The organism is Enterobacter sp. Taxon_8 (assembly GCF_058354585.1).
The window spans coordinates 2455209-2479540 of record NZ_CM177989.1 but is presented as its reverse complement, the minus strand read 5'-3'; the positions used below and the strand labels follow the sequence as shown (position 1 = coordinate 2479540).

Annotated in this window: 22 protein-coding genes; 12 read left to right on the top strand and 10 right to left on the bottom strand. The window is 53.6% G+C overall.

Annotated elements, in window-relative coordinates; translation table 11 throughout:
- The first annotated feature begins 94 nt into the window (after nucleotides 1–94).
- A complete protein-coding gene (locus tag AC4IBF_RS11665; protein WP_252092832.1) occupies nucleotides 95–931 on the top strand; it encodes a MipA/OmpV family protein in 837 nt (278 codons plus the stop codon).
- A gap of 107 nt (nucleotides 932–1038) precedes the next feature.
- Here the strand turns inward: AC4IBF_RS11665 and AC4IBF_RS11660 are convergent, their stop codons facing one another.
- On the bottom strand, nucleotides 1039–1587 hold the full coding sequence (locus AC4IBF_RS11660; RefSeq protein WP_252092833.1) for a hypothetical protein: 549 nt from the start codon (nucleotides 1585–1587) through the stop codon (nucleotides 1039–1041).
- A gap of 257 nt (nucleotides 1588–1844) precedes the next feature.
- On the opposite strand from AC4IBF_RS11660, the gene AC4IBF_RS11655 reads away from it, so the two are divergent.
- Together AC4IBF_RS11655 and AC4IBF_RS11650 are read left to right on the top strand one after the other, a co-directional pair.
- Nucleotides 1845–2270: a VOC family protein gene (locus AC4IBF_RS11655; protein WP_133294305.1), complete on the top strand. Its 426-nt coding sequence runs from the start codon at nucleotides 1845–1847 to the stop codon at nucleotides 2268–2270.
- A gap of 581 nt (nucleotides 2271–2851) precedes the next feature.
- A complete protein-coding gene (locus AC4IBF_RS11650) occupies nucleotides 2852–4567 on the top strand; it encodes a SulP family inorganic anion transporter (protein WP_491462831.1) in 1716 nt (571 codons plus the stop codon).
- A gap of 40 nt (nucleotides 4568–4607) precedes the next feature.
- On the opposite strand, the gene dmsD is transcribed toward AC4IBF_RS11650, so the two are convergent.
- The 4 genes from dmsD to AC4IBF_RS11630 form a co-directional block, all read right to left on the bottom strand.
- Nucleotides 4608–5222 carry a Tat proofreading chaperone DmsD gene (dmsD, locus tag AC4IBF_RS11645; protein ID WP_252092835.1) on the bottom strand — a complete coding sequence of 205 codons (615 nt, stop codon included), beginning with the start codon at nucleotides 5220–5222 and terminating at the stop codon, nucleotides 4608–4610.
- Nucleotides 5223–5315: 93 nt separating this feature from the next.
- The gene (gene ynfE / locus AC4IBF_RS11640; RefSeq protein ID WP_252092836.1) at nucleotides 5316–7754 is read right to left on the bottom strand and encodes a selenate/tellurate reductase subunit YnfE; all 2439 of its coding nucleotides are present in this window, start codon (nucleotides 7752–7754) and stop codon (nucleotides 5316–5318) included.
- A 131-nt stretch (nucleotides 7755–7885) separates the two neighbouring features.
- Nucleotides 7886–8155: a DUF1161 domain-containing protein gene (locus AC4IBF_RS11635; protein WP_021241220.1), complete on the bottom strand. Its 270-nt coding sequence runs from the start codon at nucleotides 8153–8155 to the stop codon at nucleotides 7886–7888.
- Between the two features lie 131 nt (nucleotides 8156–8286).
- A complete protein-coding gene (locus AC4IBF_RS11630; protein WP_252092837.1) occupies nucleotides 8287–9075 on the bottom strand; it encodes a hypothetical protein in 789 nt (262 codons plus the stop codon).
- Nucleotides 9076–9138: 63 nt separating this feature from the next.
- On the opposite strand from AC4IBF_RS11630, the gene AC4IBF_RS11625 reads away from it, so the two are divergent.
- Nucleotides 9139–9849, top strand: a complete 711-nt coding sequence (locus AC4IBF_RS11625; RefSeq protein WP_252092838.1) for a YnfC family lipoprotein — start codon at nucleotides 9139–9141, stop codon at nucleotides 9847–9849.
- Between the two features lie 17 nt (nucleotides 9850–9866).
- On the opposite strand, the gene speG is transcribed toward AC4IBF_RS11625, so the two are convergent.
- A complete protein-coding gene (gene speG / locus AC4IBF_RS11620; protein ID WP_048030664.1) occupies nucleotides 9867–10427 on the bottom strand; it encodes a spermidine N1-acetyltransferase in 561 nt (186 codons plus the stop codon).
- Nucleotides 10427–10765 carry a DUF1283 family protein gene (locus AC4IBF_RS11615; RefSeq protein ID WP_008502414.1) on the bottom strand — a complete coding sequence of 113 codons (339 nt, stop codon included), beginning with the start codon at nucleotides 10763–10765 and terminating at the stop codon, nucleotides 10427–10429. Before AC4IBF_RS11615 ends, speG begins: the two co-directional genes overlap by 1 nt.
- A gap of 152 nt (nucleotides 10766–10917) precedes the next feature.
- Here AC4IBF_RS11615 and AC4IBF_RS11610 point away from each other — a divergent pair, with 152 nt between their 5' ends.
- The 5 genes from AC4IBF_RS11610 (at nucleotide 10918) to AC4IBF_RS11590 (ending at nucleotide 16728) form a co-directional block, all read left to right on the top strand.
- Nucleotides 10918–11244, top strand: coding sequence for a YnfA family protein (locus AC4IBF_RS11610; RefSeq protein ID WP_133294311.1), 327 nt, complete (start codon nucleotides 10918–10920; stop codon nucleotides 11242–11244).
- A gap of 111 nt (nucleotides 11245–11355) precedes the next feature.
- Nucleotides 11356–12570, top strand: a complete 1215-nt coding sequence (manD, locus tag AC4IBF_RS11605; RefSeq protein ID WP_023292552.1) for a D-mannonate dehydratase ManD — start codon at nucleotides 11356–11358, stop codon at nucleotides 12568–12570.
- A 14-nt stretch (nucleotides 12571–12584) separates the two neighbouring features.
- Nucleotides 12585–13604 (top strand): Zn-dependent oxidoreductase, encoded by a 1020-nt coding sequence (locus AC4IBF_RS11600; protein WP_133294312.1) that lies wholly within the window; start codon nucleotides 12585–12587, stop codon nucleotides 13602–13604.
- Nucleotides 13605–13676: 72 nt separating this feature from the next.
- Complete coding sequence (locus AC4IBF_RS11595) at nucleotides 13677–15044, top strand: MFS transporter (RefSeq protein WP_133294313.1); 1368 nt, start codon at nucleotides 13677–13679, stop codon at nucleotides 15042–15044.
- Between the two features lie 220 nt (nucleotides 15045–15264).
- On the top strand, nucleotides 15265–16728 hold the full coding sequence (locus tag AC4IBF_RS11590; RefSeq protein ID WP_133294314.1) for a mannitol dehydrogenase family protein: 1464 nt from the start codon (nucleotides 15265–15267) through the stop codon (nucleotides 16726–16728).
- Nucleotides 16729–16771: 43 nt separating this feature from the next.
- On the opposite strand, the gene ydfZ is transcribed toward AC4IBF_RS11590, so the two are convergent.
- The gene (gene ydfZ / locus AC4IBF_RS11585) at nucleotides 16772–16975 is read right to left on the bottom strand and encodes a putative selenium delivery protein YdfZ (protein WP_014883679.1); all 204 of its coding nucleotides are present in this window, start codon (nucleotides 16973–16975) and stop codon (nucleotides 16772–16774) included.
- A gap of 287 nt (nucleotides 16976–17262) precedes the next feature.
- Between ydfZ and AC4IBF_RS11580 the strand changes: the two genes are divergently transcribed.
- Nucleotides 17263–17694: a universal stress protein gene (locus tag AC4IBF_RS11580; RefSeq protein ID WP_111965759.1), complete on the top strand. Its 432-nt coding sequence runs from the start codon at nucleotides 17263–17265 to the stop codon at nucleotides 17692–17694.
- A 33-nt stretch (nucleotides 17695–17727) separates the two neighbouring features.
- Here AC4IBF_RS11580 and AC4IBF_RS11575 read toward each other — a convergent pair whose 3' ends face one another.
- A complete protein-coding gene (locus AC4IBF_RS11575) occupies nucleotides 17728–18414 on the bottom strand; it encodes a GntR family transcriptional regulator (RefSeq protein WP_014883681.1) in 687 nt (228 codons plus the stop codon).
- Between the two features lie 91 nt (nucleotides 18415–18505).
- Nucleotides 18506–19252 (bottom strand): bifunctional NADP-dependent 3-hydroxy acid dehydrogenase/3-hydroxypropionate dehydrogenase YdfG, encoded by a 747-nt coding sequence (gene ydfG / locus AC4IBF_RS11570; RefSeq protein ID WP_023292548.1) that lies wholly within the window; start codon nucleotides 19250–19252, stop codon nucleotides 18506–18508.
- 142 nt (nucleotides 19253–19394) lie between these two features.
- On the opposite strand from ydfG, the gene dcp reads away from it, so the two are divergent.
- Together dcp and AC4IBF_RS11560 are read left to right on the top strand one after the other, a co-directional pair.
- Nucleotides 19395–21428 (top strand): peptidyl-dipeptidase Dcp, encoded by a 2034-nt coding sequence (dcp, locus tag AC4IBF_RS11565; RefSeq protein WP_136194786.1) that lies wholly within the window; start codon nucleotides 19395–19397, stop codon nucleotides 21426–21428.
- A 316-nt stretch (nucleotides 21429–21744) separates the two neighbouring features.
- Nucleotides 21745–24327: a bifunctional diguanylate cyclase/phosphodiesterase gene (locus AC4IBF_RS11560; protein WP_133294316.1), complete on the top strand. Its 2583-nt coding sequence runs from the start codon at nucleotides 21745–21747 to the stop codon at nucleotides 24325–24327.
- The last annotated feature ends 5 nt before the right edge of the window (nucleotides 24328–24332 follow it).

The following is a 24332-nucleotide window of genomic DNA, read 5'->3' as shown; positions in this document are numbered from 1 at the left end:
GGCTCATAAGAACCTTAGGGTGAGTATTCAAAATGGGCGTTCTGGCGGTTAACCGCATGCATCGTCATCATTTGAATCCATAAGGACTTCCTTAATGAGAAACATCGAACTGCGTCATACGTTCCCTCATTTACTTTCGGGCCGCTGCCTGAAAACCATCGTCCCGGGCGTCGTTCTGGCGTTACTGGCTACGCCTGTACTGGCGGGAGAACAGCGGCAGGGTAACGTCTTAACCCTGGGGGGCGGCGTGGACGTAGGACCACGCTATTCGGGTTCAGATAAAACCCGCGTCTCAGCGGCTCAGGTAGTGGATTATTCAATGGAAAATGGCTTCTTTATCGGCACCACGCGAGGGATCGGTTACGGTAACAACATCGGCAACCTGGATTACAGCGCAGCGCTGAGCTATAGAACGGGCCGTAAAGATAAAGACGTGAGCAGCGATTCGATCGGCTCCGGCAGCGACGAGCTGCGAGGAATGGGGAAGATTAAAGGCTCGGCTATCGTAGTGCCCGGGCTTGAGTATAAGGTGACCGACTGGCTTCATCTGCAGCTGCAGGCTGAGGTACCGGTTTCTGAAAGAGACAACGGTGAAGCGGTACATTTTGGTATTTCCAGCCCGTTCTACACCTCACCAAAAAATGAGGTGGCGCTGGCGCTGACCGGCAGTTGGGGATCGGACAAGTATATGCAGACGTACTACGGGGTAAACGCCGCCCAATCGGCCGCATCGGGTTTTGCCCGACATGACGCCGGGGCCGGGATTTATGCCTGGTCGATGAACCTTGACTGGACCCACAAGCTCACCTCGCGCTGGAGCGTACTTGCCTCAGCGGGTGTGACGCAGCTGACGGGGGATGCAGGGGACAGCCCGATTGTGCAACGCAAAACGTCACCTACGGGGAGTTTGAAGGTGACGTATAGTTTTTAGCTTGTGGTTTTGAGCGTGCACCAGCGGTAATTTAAGCCCCTCCGGTTGAGACGGTGGGGCGGTTCCCCTTACGGGCAGTTACAGCACTGCACACATGGTTGACGGATTTATCTAAAGCTCCATTGGGCCGTGATGACAAAAACGGAGGGGATGATAATACCCACATCCATACCAAAATAAGACGTAAAATTATACTGAAATCCATGATATATGTAGGGAGAAAAACCTATCCCTGTTACTTTTTTAAAATCATGGTATGAACCATGGTCGCCACAATCATCGAAAGTATCAAAGAAAAATTCGCCTACATATCCATAGATTCCCTTAAAAACCCAACCGTTATTCCATCCAGCCCAGTCTCTTCTTACGCCGGCGGCCAGACATCTGTCATTAAAGCTGTTTTTCATTGTGCCTAGCACAACACTATATTTCGACGTATCCGAGAATTTCCGCTCCACGGATATAAACTTGTTTTCAAAGTTCTCCGTGTATTGTCCGTGATTATTTGTCAGATGATAAACGTATGAGCCAGTGTTAATTGAATACAGATTTATTTCATCTGCAGAGCAATTCAATGTCGCCAGATAGAAACTTCCGCACCAAAGCCATGCGGGGTATCTTTTCAGGACTATCTGCTTATGTGGAATATTACCCATATTCGCTCGCTTTGGCTAACGTACTGAAATTTTAAAGGGGAATTTTCGATCTGCAGCTACAAAAATTTTAGCATACATACGGAAACTTGAGATACTCACGTAATGGGTTGGGGGCTGAGATCGCCTTACAGAACATGTTCAGCAAACCATTTCGCCCACACGCTTACAATGCTCAAAATCCGCTTTTTTATGGCCCCTTAATTCATAGCTCCAGGTATAATGTCTGCTCAGATAAACGGCAAAGAGGAGGTGACAAGATGCTGACATATATCACCATAGGTACAAATGACCTTCAGCGCTCCGTGGCGTTTTATGACGCTGTTTTTAACGTGCTTGGCTATTCACGTTTGCCTGCCTGGACAGAGAACTGGGCAATGTGGGGAGATGAAAATCATCCGGATGAGGGATTCAGCTTCTGTATTTGCCCTCCTTTTGACGGGCATCCCGCAACGGCGGGAAACGGGACAATGTTCGCATTCCGTGCAGATAACGCGGACCTTGTCAGACGTTTCCATGCAGCAGGACTTCTTGCGGGAGGGAAAAATGAAGGCGCGCCAGGGACACGAACCGCGTACGGCCCCGATTTTTATGTTGCCTATCTTCGCGATCCTGACGGGAATAAGCTGGCATGTGTTTTTCAGCACTATTCGCCGGAAGCAGATGAAAATTCAAAGGAACGATAGTTACTCCATGGATGAAATTTTAGGATGTTTAGCGGTGATGAAATCAGCCGTACAATAAAGCTATATCAATAAAGGTGTCTACAACAAATTGTGAAAATAACGCTGTTGTTCCATAGTTGCTGAAGCAGTTTTGAGCGAGGAGTGGACGCTGGCCTTTTATACTCGCCGATCTGTCTGACGTATGTATCATAGATTCATAGGCTCATGACTATGCGCGGAGATGCATATGCTTATTTATAACTTTTTTGGACGTCATATGGCGTTAAGCGTAAGAACGATCGATGGCTGGTATTTCGCGCTAACCTGACCGAGAAAGTTTTCTCGACTCTATGACATCGCTATTCCAGACGATATGAGAGAAGGTGAGATTGCCAGCGTGCAGCACTGCAGCGTCCGGCCAGGCCAACTCCGGCTAAGGGGTAGTTTATGAACTATGTTTAATACCAGTCAGAAAAGTACGATGGCTGTAGTTTTATCAGGAACTGAGAGGCGGCGGCCTCAGTCCGGAGCATTTGAAAGCCAGAACCTCACTGAGAAGTGTGCCAGCATGACGTGGCAAATATCCCTGTCCGGAGAAGAATGTGTTCGGAAAACTATTGTTAAACTACATGCCAGGTTTACAAAATTTGTTAGCCTACGATAAAAGCTGGCTAAAACATGATGTTAAAGCCGGGTTATCCGTTGCGGCTGTAGCGCTACCCGTTGCGATTGCTTACGCTGAGCTGGCGGGTGTTGGGGCAATTGTAGGGCTCTATTCCTGCGTTTTACCAATGATAGCTTACGCACTGTTTGGCTCTTCACGCCAGCTTATTGTGGGCCCAGATGCAACGACATGCGCGGTGATTGCGGCCGTCGTGTTTCCGCTTTCTGCGGGGAATCCCGAACTGCACTGGCAGCTGACAATTATCATGACATTGATGATGGGCGGGTGGTGCCTGCTTGCCAGTAAATTCCGCCTGGGCGCACTTGCCGATCTGCTTTCTCATCCCATTCTTACCGGCCTGCTTAACGGCGTAGCGGTGACGATTATTGTCGGGCAACTAGGCAAGGTGTTGGCGATTAAGCTTGATGAGGCGCAGGTTATTGAAAAAATAATCGCCTTGCCAGGCCGACTTTCAGATAGCCATTTATTAACCGTAGGGATATCCCTTTTTACGTTAATTATTTTAATGGCGATTAAAACGTATCGCAGCCAGTGGCCAGCACCTTTAATTGCTATTGTGATAACAACGGCGCTGGTATGGGTGACCTCTGCGCAACAGTATGGAATTGCCACGATTGGGGGAGAAGGCTTCCAGCCCGGTTTACCCGTCGTTAACTGGGGGGCGTTCCAGCCCGGTCCGATGCGTGATTTAGTGATCCCGGCGCTGAACCTGGCGTTGGTCAGTTTTGTGAGCCTGATGCTGACCGCCCGAAGTTTCGCCGCGAAAAATGGCTATGAAATTAATGCTGATGCAGAGTTCCGCGCGCTGGGTATTGCGAACATTATGTCGGGGTTATCTCAGGGGTTTGCTATCAGTGGCGCCGATTCCCGGACCGCGGTTAATGATTCGGTTGGGGGGAAAAGCCAGCTGGTTTCGGTGGTCGCAGCTTTGATCATCGGTATTGTCGTGGTGTTTTTCACTCAGCCATTACAATACATTCCGGTATCTGCGTTAGGTATAGTTCTAATGTATGCCTCGTGGTCATTAATCGATTTACGTGGATTATGGAACCTGAGGCGCAGAAATAAACAGGCATTTCGTCTGGCCTTTTTCACGTTTGGCTGCGTTTTAATTATCGGCGTTATTCAGGGGATCGGCCTTGCGGTGTTGCTTGGCCTGTTACAGTTCCTTCGTACAGTGTTTCGTCCCTCTGAGCACCTGCTGGGCACTGACGACGATGGAATGATTCACTCATTAGGAAATACGAACGATATTAAAATGGTCCCGGGCGTGCTGATGTATCGATTTAACTCGCCGTTGACCTATTTTAACGTGGCTTATTTTAAACGTCGGGTTTTGAACCTGGTTGATGGGGCAGCCTTACAGCCTAAATGGGTGGTCATTGATGCCGTTGCCTGCTTCACCTATTCAGACATCAGCGTTCTGGCAACCATTAATGAGTTAAAGCGCGATCTGAAAGGTCGACAGATTAAGTTAATCCTTGCGGGCAGGAAAACAGAGTTAACCCGCTGGTTTAAAGAGAGTCGGCCAACAATGAATGATGATCACATGATTCTGGCGCCAGACCTCTACCTGGCACTTCGGTTCATTCAAAGTAAAGAGAGCGTGAGTGAATCAGGTGGAGAGGTATAAGATAAAGGCTTGCCCGCCAACCGCGAGCAAGTCATATCTCCTAGCGGTACAGCGTCTTTTCCGCAACCGGAATAAGCAGCCCCGATCGCCAGTCCGCGAGCGTCAGCTGCGCAAGCCTACCCAGCGCGGTATAAAACGGATGCCCGGCGTTGTCGACAAGCACGGACAGGAAGCGGGTGCTCCACGGCAGCAGGTGCCACGCCAGAAGCCGATCGCACTCAGCATCGCGACCATTCTCGGCAAGCCACGCTGCCAGCAGCAGCAATGTCCCAAAGTGGTCTTCCGGTTCGTTCTGCTGCATCTCAAACGCGATATTATTCTCCCGCATCCACTGACGCAGGGCGAGGGTCGAGTCGCCGAACAGCACGGATTCGCGGTCGAGCCAGACGGAGCCCCACGGCGGAGCGGGCAGGGCGTAAGGGCCAATAAACAGCCGTTGCCACGCGTCCGTCAGCGGCTCGTCGGCAGGCGAGGCAAAGGATTCGGCAATGGGCTGCAGCGTTTCCGGCGGCAGAGGCCAGTCCTGAACCCAGTCGCCCGCGGTTAGGGCCTGGACCAGCGGAGCAGCCTGCTCGCTGTCGGGTGCAAAATAAAACAGCGCGCCCAGTACGCGGGCGCTAAACGCGAACGATTCACGCTGTGAGACGTTTTTCATTACATCTTCCTTGCTCGCGCGGATTTCGCCCGCGCGACTGTGTTAAACCAATTTATAGACCATAGAATAAACCACGGTCATGCGCTTCACTTTTTAGACCTTCTCGATCTGCACCAGATTGGTGTGCTGCGGGTTGCCTTTTGCCAGCGGCGACGGGCGGTGCGTGGTCAGCGTGTTGATGCATGAGCCGTGGTCGATACGATCGCCGTTCATGTTGGCGTCGTGCCAGGCACCCTGGCCCATGGCGCTCACGCCGGGCATGATGCGCGGCGTGACTTTCGCTTCAATTCTCACCTCACCGCGATCGTTAAAGACGCGCACCGTATCCCCGTTCTTAATACCGCGTTTTTCAGCATCAACAGGATTAAGCCAGACCTCCTGGCGGCAGGCCGCTTTAAGCACGTCGACGTTACCGTAGCTTGAGTGGGTACGGGCTTTGAAGTGGAAGCCAAACAGCTGCAGCGGGAACCGCGCGCGCTCGGGCGCATCCCAGCCGTCAAAGGTCGAGGCATAGACGGGCAGAGGGCTGATGGTCTCATCTTTTTCAAGCTCCCAGGTGGCCGCAATCTCCGCCAGCTTGCTGGAGTAAATCTCAATCTTGCCCGAAGGCGTTTTCAGCGGATTGGCATCCGGGTTTTCGCGGAACTTTTTATAGGCCACAAAATGTCCGTTCGGATCTTTACGCTTGTAAATGCCCATTTTTTTCAGCTCGTCATAGGACGGCAGCTGAGGGTCTTTTTCGAGCATTTTGGCATACAGATACTGCAGCCACTGCTCCTGCGTGCGTCCTTCGGTAAATTTCTGATGGATATCCGGCCCGAGGCGTTTCGCCACTTCGCTCATGATCCAGTAGATGGGCTTGCGCTCAAACTTCGGCGCAGTCACGGGCTGGAGGAAAATCAGGTAGCCCATATTGCCCGCATAATCGTTAGGAATGATGTCTTCCTGCTCGACGGTCATCAGGTCCGGCAAGATGATATCGGCGTATTTCGCTGACGACGTCATGAAGTTATCGATGACCACAATCATTTCGCACTTGCTTTCATCCTGCAGGATATCGTGGGTTTTATTGATATCGGAGTGCTGGTTGATGATGGTATTGCCCGCGTAGTTCCAGATGAACTTAATCGGCACGTCCAGCTTATCCTTTCCGCGTACGCCGTCGCGCAGGGCGGTCATTTCCGGCCCGCGGGCGATGGCGTCCGTCCAGCTGAAGCAGGAGATTTGCGTTTTGACCGGGTTATCCGGCAGCGGCATACGCTCAATGGTGATGGTGTAGGTCGACTCTCGCGCGCCGCTGTTCCCGCCGTTGATCCCCACGTTTCCGGTGAGGATCGGCAGCATCGCGATGGCGCGCGAGGTCAGCTCGCCGTTCGCCTGACGCTGGGGTCCCCAGCCCTGACAGATATAGGCCGGCTTCGCGGAGCCAATTTCCCGGGCAAGCTTAACGATGCGTTCTGCGGGAATGCCGGTGATGCGTGAGGCCCACTCCGGCGTTTTCGCCGTGTGGTCATCGTCCTGGCCGAGAATATATGCTTTGTAGTGACCGTTAGCGGGCGCGCCTTCCGGCAGCGTTTTTTGGTCGTAGCCAACGCAGTATTTGTCCAGGAACGGCTGGTCGACCAGGTTTTCGTCGATTAATACCCAGGCAATACCCGCCACCAGCGCGGCATCGGTTCCAGGACGGATCGGGATCCATTCATCTTCGCGTCCGGCTGCCGTGTCGGTGTAGCGCGGGTCGATAACAATCATGCGCGCGTTGGACCGCTCGCGGGCCTGCTCAAGATAGTATGTAATCCCGCCGCCGCTCATGCGCGTTTCCGCCGGGTTATTGCCGAACATCACCACCAGTTTAGTGTTTTCGATATCCGAGGTGCTGTTGCCGTCGTTGCTGCCATAGGTGTAGGGCATTGCGCAGGCAATTTGCGCCGTGCTGTAGGTGCCGTAGTGGCTCAGGAAACCGCCGTAGCAGTTCATCAGGCGCGCCACCAGCGAAGCGTAAGGGGAAGAGCGGGTGATATTGCCGCCGACAATTCCGGAAGAGTAGTTGATATACACCGCTTCGTTGCCATATTTAGCCACCACGTCTTTCAGGCTGGCGGTGATAGTGTCGAGCGCTTCATCCCACGTGATGCGTTCAAACCTGCCTTCGCCGCGTTTGCCCACGCGCTTCATCGGGTAGTTCAGACGGTCAGGGTGATTGATGCGGCGGCGGATTGAACGTCCGCGCAGGCAGGCGCGCACCTGGTGATCGCCATACACATCCTCGCCGGTGTTGTCCGTTTCGACCCAGTACACTTCGTTGTCACGCACGTGCAGACGCAGCGCACAGCGGCTGCCGCAGTTGACAGAGCAGGCGCCCCACACGACGGTATCTTCAGGGGGCTGGACGGCGCCCTTCACCGCGGCGGCAGCGCTTTTAAGACCAAATGGAAGCGAGATCCCACCAGCGGCAAGCGCCAGAGAACCTATCGCCGTATATTTCACGAGAGTTCGACGGCTAATTCCGCCGTGATTTTCAGCATCGGACATGGCTCACCCCATCATTATAATTGCGTATTATTTTTCCCGAAATGATATCCGGGCTAATGATGGGGTGAGTGTCACTAATTTGGGGAGACTAAATATTAATCCTTATCAAATCAAAGTGGATTGAAGCTCAATTACTGAGGTTCAGCTGCCGCACCGCTGCCAGTGCGGGTGTACAAAATCTTAAACGTGTCGTTAGCGCAGTGGCCCACCACCTGCGTGCCTGGCTGGTCGGCCTGGTCGTTCGGCACGATGTTCAGCGTAAAACCTGACTCAGGCACGCCGTTGTTGACGATCTTCTGCTGAATGTCGCTTTTCACGCGCTCGCAGGAATCCGGTGCCGCCAGCGCGGCCGTCGAGGCACTCATTAACAGCAGGGCGGTAATCCAGGGTAACCGTTTCATCTATAGCTCCTTTTCTCTGTGTGTTGAATTAGTGTAGCAGGGGAGACTTAAGTCTATGTTTTTATCTGTAATTTTCTGATTAATCTTAATGCTGTTACGCGTAGCTGGCTCCCCCGCGCGGCGAGCCGCTATCATTTAATCGAACGGGAATGCTCTGGTGAGACATTCTCAAATATTTCATCAAAAAAACGATGAAACGCATTAAAGCACTCAACAATCATCTGGCTGGCTTTATTTCTTTCCTCTTCCGTTAAATTCAGGGTATCTACAATCTCATCCTCGCTCCCCATTGAATGTCCAGTCTCATGACTCAAATGTAAATGACCGCAGTATTCCAGCTGTTTATCCGTGCCCTTTGTTATGGATGCCAGCGTATCAAATGTCGCATTGCCGGTTGCCTCCATGACTTCAATTACGATTAAACGCATTTTGGCGCTTTGATTGTGAAGTGTCTGAATTAAATGGTAAGTCAGCTTTCGGCTGTTAATCAGGTTATCAGACCACAGAAAGCTCAGGTGTTCTGTGAGGCTAGCGGCGGAATTTTGCCCGCTGGTCTGCAGATCGTTTAGAAACCAGGGCCAGTGTTCGGCATCCTCCCTGGCATGGGTATTCACTGCCCGTTCCAGCGCATTGGCGGGCGTCGCAAACGGCAAAATATATTTATTAATATCGGCAAAGCTCATGACAAAATGTGAAATATAGGGTAAAAACCTCAGTCGCTCATCAAGCGATAATGCATCGTCATTGAGATAATTAAATAACGGATGATTCAGGAAGTTCGTTTTGTAATATTCAATCTCTTTTGAAATGCCCGTCATAATATATCCTTTAGCGTTGACCGTTCCCCATAAAATATAGCCTGGTTTCCCGTCTGCGTGGGCGAGACCGGTTTTCTCCGCGTTCAGATGATTCGTTTTCACTATCGCGTAAGCCGCTGTATTTGCTAATATGATTGGGAATAATCTCCCTTTACGGAAATGAATGTGAAGATATACGCAGCGATAACGCTACTGGCAGCAACACTGGTGGGGTGCGACAACAGCTCCGCGCCGCTGTCGTTTACGCCCGAGATGGCGAGTTTTTCAAACGAGTTTGATTTTGACCCGCTGCGCGGCCCGGTCAAAGACTTTACCCAGACGCTGTTCAACGAGAAGGGCGAAGTGTCCAAACGGGTCACCGGCACCGTCTCGTCGGAAGGGTGTTTCGATACGCTGGAGCTGCACGACCTGGAGGCCAACACCGGCGTGGCGCTGGTGCTGGATGCCAATTACTATCTTGACGCTGAAACCCAGCAGCGCAAAGTGAAGCTGCAGGGGAAATGCCAGCTGGCCGAACTGCCGTCAGCCGGGATAACGTGGGATACCGACGACAACGGTTTTGTGGTGACGGCGCACGGCAAAGAGATGGAAGTGAAGTATCGCTACGACGCGGATGGCTACCCGCTGGGCAAAACCACCGTTTCCGGGGATCAGCACCTGTCCGTTCAGTCGACGCCGTCTAAAGATCTTCGCAAAAGAATGGATTACTCGGCCGTGAGCATGTTGAACGACAAGCCGCTGGGTAACGTGAAGCAGAGCTGCGACTACGACCGCCACAATAACCCGGTGAGCTGCGATCTGACGATCACGGACGACAGCGTCAAACCCGCCGTTGAGCGCAAGTACACCATCAAAAATACGATTGAATATTACTGAAAATAAAACCGCGCAGGTTACTGCGCGGTCGGTTTCAGCAGGCTGGCGCCAGACGGTTTATGTCCGGCCAGGTGCTGATGCTGGAAAATGCACATGCGAATGGTATTGCGGTATTCACCGTTAATAAAGAACTCGTGAATCAGCTCGCCTTCCACCATAAAGCCCAGCTTGCGGTAGATATGGATCGCTTTCTCGTTCTCTTTATCCACAATCAGGTAAAGCTTGTAGAGATTCAGAACGTTGAATCCGTAATCCATTGCCAGCTTAGCCGCCCGTGACGCAAGGCCTTTTCCCTGATGCTCAGGGGAGATGATTATCTGGAACTCCGCCCGGCGGTGAACGTGGTTGATCTCAACCAGCTCCACCAGCCCGGCTTTTTCACCTTCACACTCCACCACAAAACGACGTTCACTCTGATCGTGAATGTGTTTATCGTAGAGATCGGACAGCTCGACAAACGCCTCGTAAGGCTCTTCGAACCAGTAGCGCATTACGCTGGCATTGTTGTCGAGCTGGTGCACAAAGCGCAGGTCTTCACGCTCCAGCGGACGGAGTTTGACGTCGCAGGACACCGACATTACGGGGCTACCGTGCGGCCAGTGCGGCGATCCAGGCAGCGCAGGGTGTTTGGCTCCCAGTATGCATTGACGTTTGCACTTTGCTGACACTTATCGCGTGCGTCAAAAGCAACATCTTCTTTGTCCCACTCTTTTTCGGCACGTTTGTTGACCTTCTGGCGAAGGCTACGGGTGTCATTCCATTGTTCTTTGTCCATAGCGGCGTTCTGGCGGCTTTGCGCGCTGTCACCAGACTCAATAATGAGCTTGCTGGTTTCCGCTGTCGCAGAGGCGGCAAAGGCGAACGATGACAGCGCCAGCAGGGCTGTCAGACAAAGGCGTTTGCTTAATGTGGTCATAGCGTTTCCTTTTAAATGGGTGCAGGTAATCAGGTTACCCCGTACAGATTCTACACTAATGCGAAATGACGGCATACCCGCGGGGCAAGTATGGAAAAGTAAAGAGCATCATCAGGTATGATGGTTAAATAAATCCTCACCTGACGTGAAATATGCTTAAAACGACACTGCTTTTTTTTGCCACCGCGCTATGCGAAATCATCGGCTGCTTCCTGCCCTGGCTCTGGCTGAAGAAGGGGGGAAGCGCACTGCTGCTGATCCCTACGGGCGTCGCGCTTGCCCTGTTTGTCTGGCTGTTAACGCTGCATCCGGCGGCCAGTGGTCGCGTTTACGCGGCTTACGGTGGTGTTTATGTGTGTACAGCGCTGCTGTGGTTGCGCGTCGTGGACGGCGTCAAACTCAGCGCATACGACTGGGCCGGGGCGCTGATTGCCCTGTGCGGTATGCTGATTATTGTGGTGGGATGGGGGCGCGCCTGAGCCCCCGGTTTTTGTGATCGTTAGCTGATTTTATGATCTTTATACTTGTATGGTAGTAGTGTAGTTGCGTAAGTTTCCAGCATCACAACGAGCGATGTAAGGAAAGGAATTATGAAGATTGTCGCGGCTGACGTGTTTGTTACCTGCCCGGGGCGGAACTTTGTCACCCTTAAAATCACCACCGATGAGGGGATTGTCGGTCTCGGTGACGCTACGCTAAACGGACGCGAGCTCTCCGTGGCCTCATACCTGAAGGATCACCTTTGCCCGCAGCTGATTGGCCGCGATGCGCACCGCATCGAAGACATATGGCAGTTTTTCTATAAAGGCGCCTACTGGCGTCGCGGTCCGGTTACCATGTCGGCCATCTCCGCCGTGGATATGGCGCTGTGGGATATCAAAGCCAAAGCGGCCAACATGCCGCTCTACCAGCTGCTGGGCGGCGCCTCCCGGGAAGGGGTGATGGTCTATTGCCATACCACCGGCCACACCATTGACGACGTGCTGGAAGATTACGCCCGCCATAAAGAGATGGGCTTCAAGGCGATCCGCGTGCAGTGCGGCGTGCCGGGCATGAAAACCACCTACGGCATGGCCAAAGGGAAGGGGCTGGCCTACGAGCCTGCGACCAAAGGCGACTGGCCGGAAGAACAGCTCTGGTCCACCGAAAAATACCTCGATTTCACGCCGAAGCTGTTCGACGCGGTGCGCAGTAAATTCGGGTTCAATGAGCATCTCCTGCACGACATGCACCACCGCCTGACGCCCATTGAAGCGGCGCGCTTCGGCAAGAGCATCGAAGCATTCCGCATGTTCTGGATGGAGGATCCAACGCCTGCGGAAAACCAGGCCTGCTTCCGTCTGATCCGCCAGCACACCGTCACCCCCATTGCGGTAGGCGAAGTGTTTAACAGCATCTGGGACTGCAAGCAGCTTATCGAAGAGCAGCTTATCGACTATATCCGCACCACCATTACCCACGCGGGCGGCATTACCGGGATGCGTCGCATCGCTGATTTTGCCTCGCTCTATCAGGTGCGTACCGGTTCACACGGTCCGTCGGATCTGTCGCCCGTTTGTCATGCCGCCGCGCTGCATTTCGACCTGTGGGTGCCGAACTTTGGCGTGCAGGAATACATGGGCTACTCCGAACAGATGCTGGAAGTCTTCCCGCACAGCTGGCGCTTTGATAACGGCTATATGCATCCGGGGGATAAGCCGGGGCTGGGCATCGAGTTTGATGAAAAGCTGGCGGCGAAATACCCGTACGATCCGGCCTATCTGCCGGTGGCCCGTCTCGAAGACGGCACGCTGTGGAACTGGTAAGCGAGGAGAGAACGATGAAAAGCGTAGTGATTCAGCAGCCGAACGAACTGGTGATTGAAGAGCGGCCACGCCCGGAGCCAGGCGCAGGCGAAGTGCGCGTGAAAATCACGCTGGCGGGTATCTGCGGGTCGGACAGCCACATCTATCGCGGCCATAATCCTTTTGCGAAATACCCACGCACGATCGGCCACGAGTTCTTTGGCGTGATTGACGCCACAGGCGAGGGCGTTGACGCTGCCCGCCTGGGCCAGCGCGTCTCGGTTGACCCGGTGATCAGCTGCGGGCACTGCTACCCGTGCTCGGTGGGAAAACCGAACGTCTGCACCTCGCTGGTGGTGCTGGGCGTTCACCGTGACGGCGGCTTCAGCGAATATGCGGCAGTACCTGCACAAAATGCCTGGCCCATTCCGGATGACATTCCTGATAAACACGCCGTTATGGTGGAGCCCTTCACCATCGCCGCCAACGTGACGGGGCAGGCCAGTCCCACCGGGCAGGACGTCGCGCTGATTTACGGCGCAGGCCCGATGGGGCTGGTCACCGTGCAGGCGCTGAAAGGCGTCTATCAGGTGAAGCAGGTTATCGTGGTTGACCGCATAGACGAGCGCCTGGCGATGGCCCGGCGCAGCGGCGCGGATTGGGTCTTTAATAACGGTGAGCAGTCGCTGCAGGCCGCGCTGGACGAAAAGGGCATCAAACCGACGTTAATCATTGATGCCGCCTGCCATCCAGCTATTTTGCAGGAAGCGATAACCCTGGCCTCTCCGGCGGCGCGCATCGTGCTGATGGGCTTTTCCAGCGAGCCGAGCCAGATTGTTCAGCAGGGCATCACCGGCAAAGAGCTGGCGATATTCTCCTCCCGCCTCAATGCCAATAAATTCCCGGTCGTCATCGACTGGCTGAAGAAAGGGCTGATCGACCCGGAAAAACTGATCACCCATACCTTTGACTATCACCATGTAACAGACGCCATCGAACTGTTTGAAAAAGACCAGCGGCAGTGCTGCAAGGTCTTACTCACGTTCGGCCAATAATCAAATACGCGGTTAAGAGCCTGCGGAGACAGGCTCTGGTGGTACGCATCTTACCTTTCAGAGATAGCCATTATGACGCAAGCACAACCTCAAAGAACCACTTCCGATCTGGTGAAAGCCGCCGTTTCCGGCTGGCTGGGCACCGCTCTGGAGTTTATGGACTTTCAGCTTTACTCGCTGGGGGCCGCCCTGGTCTTCCATGAGATCTTCTTCCCCGAACAGTCCGCCGCGATGGCGCTGATCCTGGCGATGGGGACCTACGGCGCAGGCTATATTGCGCGCATCGTCGGCGCCTTTATCTTCGGCAGAATGGGCGACAGCATTGGCCGTAAGAAGGTGCTGTTCATCACCATCACCATGATGGGGATCTGCACCACGCTGATTGGCGTCCTGCCGACCTACGCGCAGATCGGGATTTTTGCCCCCGTGCTGCTGGTGACGCTGCGCATTATTCAGGGCCTGGGCGCCGGGGCTGAGATCTCCGGGGCGGGGACCATGCTGGCGGAGTACGCGCCGAAAGGGAAACGCGGCATCATCTCCTCGCTGGTGGCGATGGGCACGAACTGCGGAACGCTCAGCGCCACGGCGATCTGGGCGGTGATGTTCTTTGTCCTCGATCGTGAAGAGCTGATTGCCTGGGGCTGGCGCGTGCCGTTCCTCGCCAGCGTCGTGGTGATGATCTTCGCCATCTGGCTGCGTATGAATCTCAAGGAGAGCCCGGTCTTTGAGAAAGTAAACGATGCACAAAGCGTGCAGCCGGATACCTCGCTGGGTTCGATGGTGAAAAGCAAATCCTTCTGGCTGGCGACCGGCCTGCGGTTTGGTCAGGCGGGTAATTCGGGTCTGATCCAGACTTTCCTTGCCGGGTATCTGGTCCAGACGCTGCTGTTCGATAAGGCCATCCCGACCGATGCGCTGATGATCAGCTCCATTCTCGGGTTTATCTCCATCCCGCTGCTGGGCTGGCTTTCCGATAAAGTGGGGCGCCGTCTGCCGTATATTATCCTCAACATCTCCGCCATTCTGCTCGCCTACCCGATGCTGTCGATCATCGTCGATAAGAGCTATGCGCCGGGGACGATCATGCTCTCTATCATCGTTATCCATAACTTCGCCGTTCTGGGGCTCTTCGCGCTGGAAAATATCACCATGGCGGAGATGTTTGGCTCGGGAAATCGCTTTACGCGTATGGCCATCTCCAAAGAGGCGGGCGGTCTGGTGGCGGTGGGCTTTGGTCCGGTGCTGGCAGGGATCTTCTGCAATATGACCGGCTCCTGGTGGCCCATTGTTGCCATGCTGGTGGCCTATTCCGCGATTGGACTGGTCTCGGCGATCCTGATGCCGGAAGTGCGCGACCGTGATTTGAGCGCGGCGCATGACGCAGCCGAGTCTGCGCCAGAAGAGAGTGTGGGTTACGGTGCTGTCTCTTCGCGACGCTAGTGGTTTACAGCCTGCGCGACCTGTCACACAACTTTGTTTTTATGTCACACCAGATGAGCAAAAGTTAATATATATCAAAAAATCAAACGGCAGTTTCAGTATGGTTGATGGCAGTTCTCTTTTTACTCCAACTGCCATTCTAGTTGGTATAGTCAGCAGGCGCTGCCGCTTCAAAAAGAGCGGCAGCGATCCACAGCTTTCTAATTAACGAGTCTTAATCATGGAAAACACATTATTAGAGGCCAACGCGACGCTGCCTCAGTACGATCGCGACGGCCTTCAATCACGCATTGTACATTTAGGCTTCGGCGCATTTCACCGGGCGCACCAGGCGGTATACGCCGACATCCTCGCCGCTGAGCACGGCAGCGACTGGGGCTACTGTGAGGTTAACCTGATTGGCGGCGAGCAGCAGATTGCCGATCTGAAGGCCCAGGATAATCTCTATACCGTGGCGGAGATGTCTGCCGATGCGTGGACTTCCCGCGTAGTTGGCGTAGTCAAAAAGGCGCTGCATGCGCAGGTTGACGGGCTGGAGACGGTGCTGGCGGCGATGTGTGACCCGCAGGTAGCGATTGTCTCGCTGACCATCACTGAGAAGGGGTACTGTCACTCACCGGCGACCGGGCAACTGATGCTCGATCATCCGTTTATCGTAGCCGACCTGCAAAACCCGCACCAGCCAACATCTGCACCGGGTGTCGTCGTGGAAGCGCTTGCGCGACGTAAGGCGGCAGGTCTGCCGGCGTTTAGCGTGATGTCCTGTGACAACATGCCGGAGAACGGTCACGTGATGCGCAATGTCACCGGCGCGTACGCCCGTGCGGTAGACGGTGAGCTGGCGGACTGGATCGAATCCCACGTCACCTTCCCGTCAACCATGGTGGATCGCATCGTGCCCGCGGTCACTCCCGATACGCTGGATAAAATCGAACGGCTGACCGGCGTGCGCGATCCGGCGGCGGTGGCCTGTGAACCGTTCCGCCAGTGGGTGATCGAAGATAACTTTGTGGCGGGTCGGCCTGCGTGGGAAAAAGCCGGTGCTGAACTGGTGTCGGACGTGATCCCGTTTGAAGAGATGAAGCTGCGCATGCTCAACGGCAGCCACTCGTTCCTGGCGTACCTGGGCTATCTGGCGGGCTATCAGCATATCAACGACTGCATGGAAGATAAGAACTACCGCCGCGCCGCGCACGCGCTGATGCTCAACGAGCAGGCGCCCACGCTGAAGGTCAAAGGCGTCGATTTAGGACGCTATGCCGATCTCCTGATTGCCCGCTACAGCAACCCGGCCCTGCGCCATCGGACCTGGCAAATTGCGATGGACGGCAGCCAGAAGCTTCCGCAGCGCATGCTGGATTCCGTGCGCTGGCACCTGGTGCATCAGAAGCCTTTCCCGCTGCTTGCACTGGGCGTGGCAGGCTGGATGCGCTATGTCGGCGGCGTGGACGAGCAGGGCAACGCGATTGACGTAAGCGACCCGCAGCTGGCTGTGATTCAGGCGACGGTGAAGGGCAGTGCGGAAGGGGAAAGCCGGGTCAGGGCGCTGCTCGGCCTTGAAGCCATCTTTGGCAAGGAGTTACCGCGTGAAGCCGTCTTTGTTGACGCGGTGATGAAGGCCTACCTGACGCTGCTGCAAAAGGGAGCGAAAGCGACCGTGGAGCAGTACGTGTCTCAACGGTAATTCAGCACATGCCGCCGTGCGCGGCGGCATGTCCGCGCACCGTTTAGTGCATACCCAGGCGAATCAGCTCAATCGGTTCGAACTTACCTTCGCATCCTTCCACTTCAACCGTTTTGCTGCGGCGCACCTGCGCGGCATCCAGCCCGTCGCTGTGGATCGCTTTAATCACGCCAGTTTTGCCCGTGCCGCTAATCATGACGCGGCTGCCGGTGGTGATTGCATTGCGGTTACGGTCGTATGTCATCATGGTATTTTCTCCTCTCTAACCTCTTCGTTACGGCGTTATTTCAGGGGTGCCGTTCACGGAGCATATAAATACGCCTGTCTGCATCACATGTTTTTGTTTTTGATCAAACTCACACTTTTTTCTTTATTGTGCCGGGCGCTGACGGTTCACTACAGCAATTTACAAAGCAGACCGTTATTTTCATTAAATGATAGTTTCAGCAGGGAAGCGTTGAGGGTTGGTTTATATTCCTGATGCCATTCTGGGTACAGGAAATAACCCTTTCATCGGAATAAGGAGTCAGGCTTATGTATAAGAAGATTTTGATGCCTGTTGATGTGTTTGAAATGGATTTGAGCGACAAAGCGGTTCGCCACGCGGCAAACCTTGCGAAGGCGGAGGGCGCCTCGATTACCCTGGTCAATATTCTGCCGGCCAGCAGCCGATCCCTGCTGCGTGGATTTAACGCCGATATTAAAAAGTTCGAAGAGTATATGACGGAGGAATCCGGTAAGAAGATGAACGCGTTAAAAAGACTTTTCGATATTTCGCCGGAGAAAATTGACAGCCTGGTTCGCTTTGGCAACGTCCGCGATGAAATCATCAGGCTGAGCAAAGAGGGGGAATATGACGCGATCGTCATCGGGTCGAAAAATCCGGGCATCAGCACCCATCTGCTGGGGTCAAATGCGGAATCTATCCTGCGCTACGCCACTATTCCGGTGTTAGTCGTTCGCTAAACCCATCGCCGCGTCCGAAAGGGGCGGCGAATATTACTCTTCGCTAAACCACTCGCTATTTTCCTGACGAATCAGCTGCACGGATTCGCTAATTTCCTGCAGATGCAGCGTCATCGCTTTTTCCACGCCGTCCGGGTCGCGTTTTTCCAGTGCGCTGAAAATATCATGATGCTGTCGAAGCAGCATTTCCGGCGGGGAGACGTGATCGAGGCTCATATAACGCACGCGGTCGATGGTGGCCTTGATGTTTTCGATGGTGTCCCAGGCAAGCTGGCAATCCGCAATCTGCGCCAGTTTCTGGTGGAATTCATCATCAAGCTGGAAGAAATCATTCAGCTGCTTACGGTCAATCGCAATTCGCTGCTGATGCAGGTTTTGCTCCAGCAGATAACACTGGTTGTCGTTGATGAGCGTTGCGGCACGGCGCGCCACCGCGCATTCAATGGCCTGGCGAACAAAACAGCCGTTGCGCACCTGAGAGAGTGAAATTTTGTTCACGTAGCTGCCGCGCTGCGGGCGGATCTGAATCAGACCGTTTTCAGCAAGCTTAATAAACGCTTCACGCACCGGCTGACGGGAAACGTCAAAACGCACGGACACCTCTTTTTCAGAAAGCGGCGTTCCCGGTGGGATCAGGCAATGGACAATATCACGTCGCAAAATGCGATAGATTTGCTGGTTTACGGGCTGGGTGGGGTTGAGTTGCGATTCAGCGGCCATGAGTTGTCATTTCTCAGAGAGTTAGCCTGAGCATACTACCATTCTTTTATAACCCGAAACAGACCCGGCCCGCAGGCCGGGAAGGGCAGATTTAGCCGCGATGGACGCTCAGCCCGGCAAAACTCTGGCTGACCGGCATCATTTCTACTGTATTGATGTTGACGTGTTTTGGCAGCGTCGCCACCCACCAGACCGTTTCGGTGACATCTTCCGGCGTCAGCGCGTTAGCGTTTTCGTAGGTTTTGTCTGCTTTCGCGTCATCGCCCTTGAAGCGCACGTTGGAAAACTCGGTGCCGCCCACGAGGCCCGGCTCGATGTCGGTGACGCGAATGGCGGTGCCGTGCAGATCGGTCCGCAGGTTAAGGCTGAACTGGCGCACAAACGCTTTCGTCGCGCCGTAGACGTTGCCGCCCGCATAAGGCCAGCTTCCGGCGGTGGAGCCGATATTGATAATGTGGCCACGATTGCGCTCAACCATGCCCGGCAGCACCGCGCGGGTCATATAGACCAGCCCTTTATTGTTGGTGTCGATCATGTTTTCCCAGTCTTCCACGCTGGCTTTGTGGGCGGGCTCCATGCCCAGCGCCAGACCGGCATTGTTGACCAGCACGTCGATGGCGCGCCATTCTGCTGGCAGATTCGCAATCATCTCTTCGATCGCCGCGCGGTTACGCACGTCCAGCTGCGCGGTCAGAATGCTGTCGCCTAGTTCGTCCTTCAGCTCCTGCAGACGTTCCTGACGGCGGCCGGTCGCGATAACCTTGTGCCCGTTGGCGACGAAGCGACGCGTGATGCTTTCACCAAAACCTGCCGTTGCCCCGGTAACTAAAATAATCATCTCACTGTTCCTCAACGCTTTTTGTGTTGTACTAACATAGCACGGCCGCAGAGGGTGCGTTAAGGCAACATTTGTATGACGGCGTTGCAGGGGATGGCGGCCTGGCCTACTCTGGGAGGATACCCGTACTCAGGAGCGAAAGATGACGGCCACCAATCCCTTTTTTGACATCAGCCTGCTGCCTTACCAGGCCCCCCATTTTGATAAGATCGACGACAGCCACTATCGTCCGGCCTTCGATGAAGCCCTTCGCCAGAAGCGGGCGGACATTGACGCGATTGTCTCTCAGTCCGCTGCGCCTGACTTCACGAACACCGTGCTGGCGCTGGAGAAAAGCGGCGCTTTGCTCGCGCGCGTCAGCAGCGTGTTCTTCGCCATGACTTCCGCGCACACCAATCCGTATTTACAGGAGCTGGAAGAACAGTTCTCCACCGAGCTTGCCGCGCTGGCAAACGATATCTGGCTGAATAACGTGCTGTTCGCCCGCGTGGAAAGCGTCTGGCAGGACCGTGCCGCGCTGGACGCCGAATCCCGTCGTCTGGTCGAGGAGACGTATCAGCGGTTTATTCTGGCCGGTGCGCGTCTGAATGAGACGGAAAAGGCCGAGCTTAAGGCACTGAATACCGAGGCTGCCTCCCTGACCAGCCAGTTTAACCAGCGCCTGCTGGCTGCCGATAAAACGGGTGGGCTGGTGGTGGATTACGCGCACCAGCTTGACGGGCTCAGCGCCGGTGAAATCGCGGACGCCGCGCAGGCTGCCGCGGAGCGAGGGCTGAACGATCGCTGGCTGATCCCGCTTCTGAACACCACCCAGCAGCCCGCGCTTTCCGCGCTGCGCAATCGTCAGACCCGCGAAAACCTTTTCAACGCAGGCTGGACGCGCACCCAGAAAGGGGATGAAAACGACACTCGCGAGCTGATCCTTCGTCTGACGGCGCTGCGCGCGCGGCAAGCCCGCCTGCTGGGCTTTGAGGATTACGCCAGCTGGAGTATCGCCGATCAGATGGCGAAAACCCCGGCCGCCGCGCTGGAATTTATGCGCGGCATTGTGCCTGCCGCGCGCGCCCGCGCGGAACGCGAGCAGGCCGACATTCAGAAAGTCATTGACGATGAGCAGGGCGATTTCACCGTCCAGGCCTGGGACTGGGCGTTTTATGCCGAACGCGTGCGCCAGGCAAAATATGCCCTTGATGAGTCGCAGATCAGGCCCTACTTTGCGCTCAATACCGTGCTGCAGGATGGCGTATTCTGGGCCGCCAGCCAGCTGTTTGGCATTCGCTTCGTCGAGCGCTTTGATATCCCGGTGTATCATCCGGACGTCCGCGTATGGGAAATTTTCGACCACACCGGTGAGGGCATGGCGCTGTTTTACGGTGACTTCTTTGCCCGTGATTCCAAACAGGGCGGGGCATGGATGGGGAATTTCGTCGAGCAATCCTTCGAGTTTGCTGCCCGTCCGGTGATCTACAACGTCTGTAACTATCAAAAACCGGCGAATGGCGGTGTCGCGCTTCTCTCCTGGGATGACGTGATAACCCTGTTCCACGAGTTTGGCCATACGCTGCACGGTCTTTTTGCCAGCCAGCGTTTCGCCACGCTTTCCGGCACCAATACGCCGCGTGATTTTGTTGAGTTCCCGTCGCAAATCAACGAGCACTGGGCCAGCCATCCACAGGTGTTTACCCATTATGCGCGCCATTACGAAACCGGGGAGCCGATGCCGGACGCTCTGCGGGAAAGCATGCTCAACGCGACCCATTTCAACAAGGGGTATGACATGACGGAGCTGCTGGCTGCCGCGCTGCTGGACATGAACTGGCACGGCATCGGCGAGGCCGTTTCGGACGTTGAAGGCTTTGAAGCGGCAGCGTTGAAAAAAGAAGGGCTGGATCTGCCCGCCGTACCGCCGCGCTACCGCAGCAGCTATTTTGCCCATATTTTCGGCGGCGGGTACGCGGCGGGGTATTACGCCTACCTGTGGACGCAGATGCTGGCGGATGATGGCTATCAATGGTTTGTCGAGCAGGGCGGCTTAACTCGTGAAAACGGGCAAAAATTCCGCGAGGCGATTTTGTCTCGTGGTAACAGCACGGATCTGGCTGAACTTTATCGCAGCTGGCGCGGGCGCGATCCGAAGATTGAACCGATGCTGGAGAATCGCGGGTTGAGCGAATAGCGACAGTTTCGTCAGAAAAAAGAGCCGGGCTTTACGCCCGGTTTTTTAATTTCATCTTGCTGGTAAATGCTTTAGCAAAAAAGTTTTAACAGGCATTCTTTATAAATAAAAAATGTGAGATTAAAACTCGCTTCTACCGGTATATATAATTTTCCAAGTGTAGTCTGTAAGTGAGTGAATAATTAATACTTTGATCTGGATTGTAAAAATAAAAAATCTTTTAACTGCGAATTTTTAGCTATAAATTTTTATTATTTTGTGCCGATAAATGAAAATGGCATAAGAATCGACGCAGTAGCAGTCAAGAAGGCGAAAGATGACCCTACCTCTGAACAATCCGGGCTTCACGGATACCGAGCCTTCTAAAGGCCTGATAAATAAAACTTTTAGCTATATAGTAACGTTGTTGATAAGTATTTTTATTGCAGCAATAATTTCCCTGCTCATAATAAAAGATAATGTTAATGAAATCAGCGACAAGCACGATGAATTTTTGTTAAGGAAGGCCCTGGATACCCGCCAGGAAAACATGCGAAGTCATTTGAAAGACAATGCCGAGTGGGGAGATGCCTACAAACATCTTCATCTGACCACTGACGTTCACTGGGCATGGGATAAGCAGAATCTGGGTAAGTCCCTGTATGACAACTTTGGCTACGAAGGGGTGTTTGTTCTCTCTCCGGAAGGGAGCACGCGATACAGCGTGGTTGACGGGAAACTGAAGCTTCAGGATCTGGAGCGCTGGTTAGACAAATCAACCAAAGACCGTTTACTGCGTGAGATAAGCATAAAAAATGGATTGCCGGTTTCTGTGCTAACGCTTATCAATTCGGTCCCGGCCATTGTTTCTGCTGAATGGATAACGACCGGCGATGATACGAGCGTGCAACCCTTACCGGGAAAATCTTCGACAATGGTGTTTATAGATAAGTTAACGGCTAAAAAACTCCTCACGATTGGGCAGGATGCCGGCATTCTGAATGTTCGTACCTCACCGGCTACAGTGACTTCTCAAATAAATAATCAGACGGAATTTACCTTAAGCACCCAGAATGGTGATGTGCAAATTATCTGGGACGGTGAAAATCCCGGCCAGGCGTTGATAATTTATTTTTTGCCATTACTCATTCTTTCAGTCGTTCTGACGGTATCAATGACGCTAATATTAATGCGTCATATTATGCACAAGGCGAGAATGCTTGATGAAAATAGCTTTCTCCTTGAGCAGGCGCGATTAAATCTAATTACGAGTGAAAAACGATTCCGGGACGTCAGTGAAACAACCAGCGACTGGTTCTGGGAAACAGATTTATCGTTAAAGATAACATGGCTGTCAGGTCGTTTTACTACAATAACGGGATATGAAAATAGCAAATGGATAGGCCGCAGCCTGGATGAACTCTTTCCGTCGACTAGCGGGTTATCACATGCCTGTGCCAGCCAGCGGGACTTAACTGAGCGCTTTGAATTTAAAAACTGTCCTTATACTCACGCGCATCAAACCACGTCATATTGCACGCTCCTGGCAAAATTTTCTGCTCAGCCTGATGGAACGGTGGTTTTGCGAGGCGCGGCAACCGATGTCTCTCAGGAAGTTGAAGCAACAAAACGTGTGGAGTTTCTGTCACGTCATGATGAATTAACCGGTCTGCCGAACCGCTATCATATTAAGGAATTTCTGGCAGGCCAGCTGGCTAAAGAAGACCTTAACCATTATCCCTTTGCCATGATTTGTCTCGATTTAGACAAGTTTAAACCCGTCAATGATATTTTTGGGCACTCTACTGGGGATGCTCTGCTCGGTGAGGTCGCTTCACGTCTTAAATATTGCGTTCGACGAGGTGATTTTGTCGCACGGCAGGGAGGTGATGAATTTATGATTCTCCTCGGCAACACCAGCCAGCAAGACCAGATTGAAGAGGTGTGTCGCCGTATTGTGCAAGAACTGAACCGACCTTTTTCCATTGAAGGGAATGAGGTAGCGATAGGTGTAAGCATGGGCATTGCACAGGCTCCCCGGGATAGCATCAGCGCAAACGATCTTCTACGCTATGCAGATATTGCGCTGTATCAGGCAAAGCAATCCGGCAGAAACCGATGGGTCTATTATCGCCCGGATATGTCGGAAAAGCTGACCGAACGCAGGAAACTGGAAGTAGAGCTGAAGACCGCGATTCGCGAAGAACAACTCTACCTGGTTTACCAGCCCCGTTATAACCTCCGGTATTCTAAAATAGAGGCCGTCGAAGCGCTGGTACGCTGGCAGCACCCGACTCGGGGGACCATAATGCCCGACCAGTTTATTCCGCTGGCAGAAGAAACCGGGCTTATTATTAGCCTGAGCAACTGGGTCATACGCAAAGCGTGTGCGGAAACGAAAGAAAAATTGCCGGGATTATCGGTATCCGTAAATATTTCTGCTATCGAATTCCAGGCAAGCGATCTTGCTGAAAGGATTAAAGAGCTACTTCGCGAAACAGGGCTTGAATCCAACCGCCTGGAAATAGAAGTGACGGAAAACGTAACGCTTTCCGATCCTGAAAAAACGCTGCAGACCATGAAGTCTCTCAAAAAAATGGGCGTGCGCATTCTGATTGACGATTTCGGAACCGGCTACGCCTCTCTGAGCTATCTGCGGAAGTTTCAATTTGATGGGCTTAAGCTCGACAAGAGCTTTATTTTTACCCTGGGTGACTCGCCGCAGAACCAGTCAGTCGTGGAGAAAATTATCGACCTGGGGAAAGCCTATTCCATGGCGGTAACCGCAGAGGGGGTGGAGACCGTCGAACAGCTCTCTTTTCTTAAAGAAAATAAATGTGATGAGGTTCAGGGCTACCTGCTTGGAAAACCGGTCGCCATTACGGACTTAAATTTAAACGCAAGCAGAGTAAATCTCTAAATCGC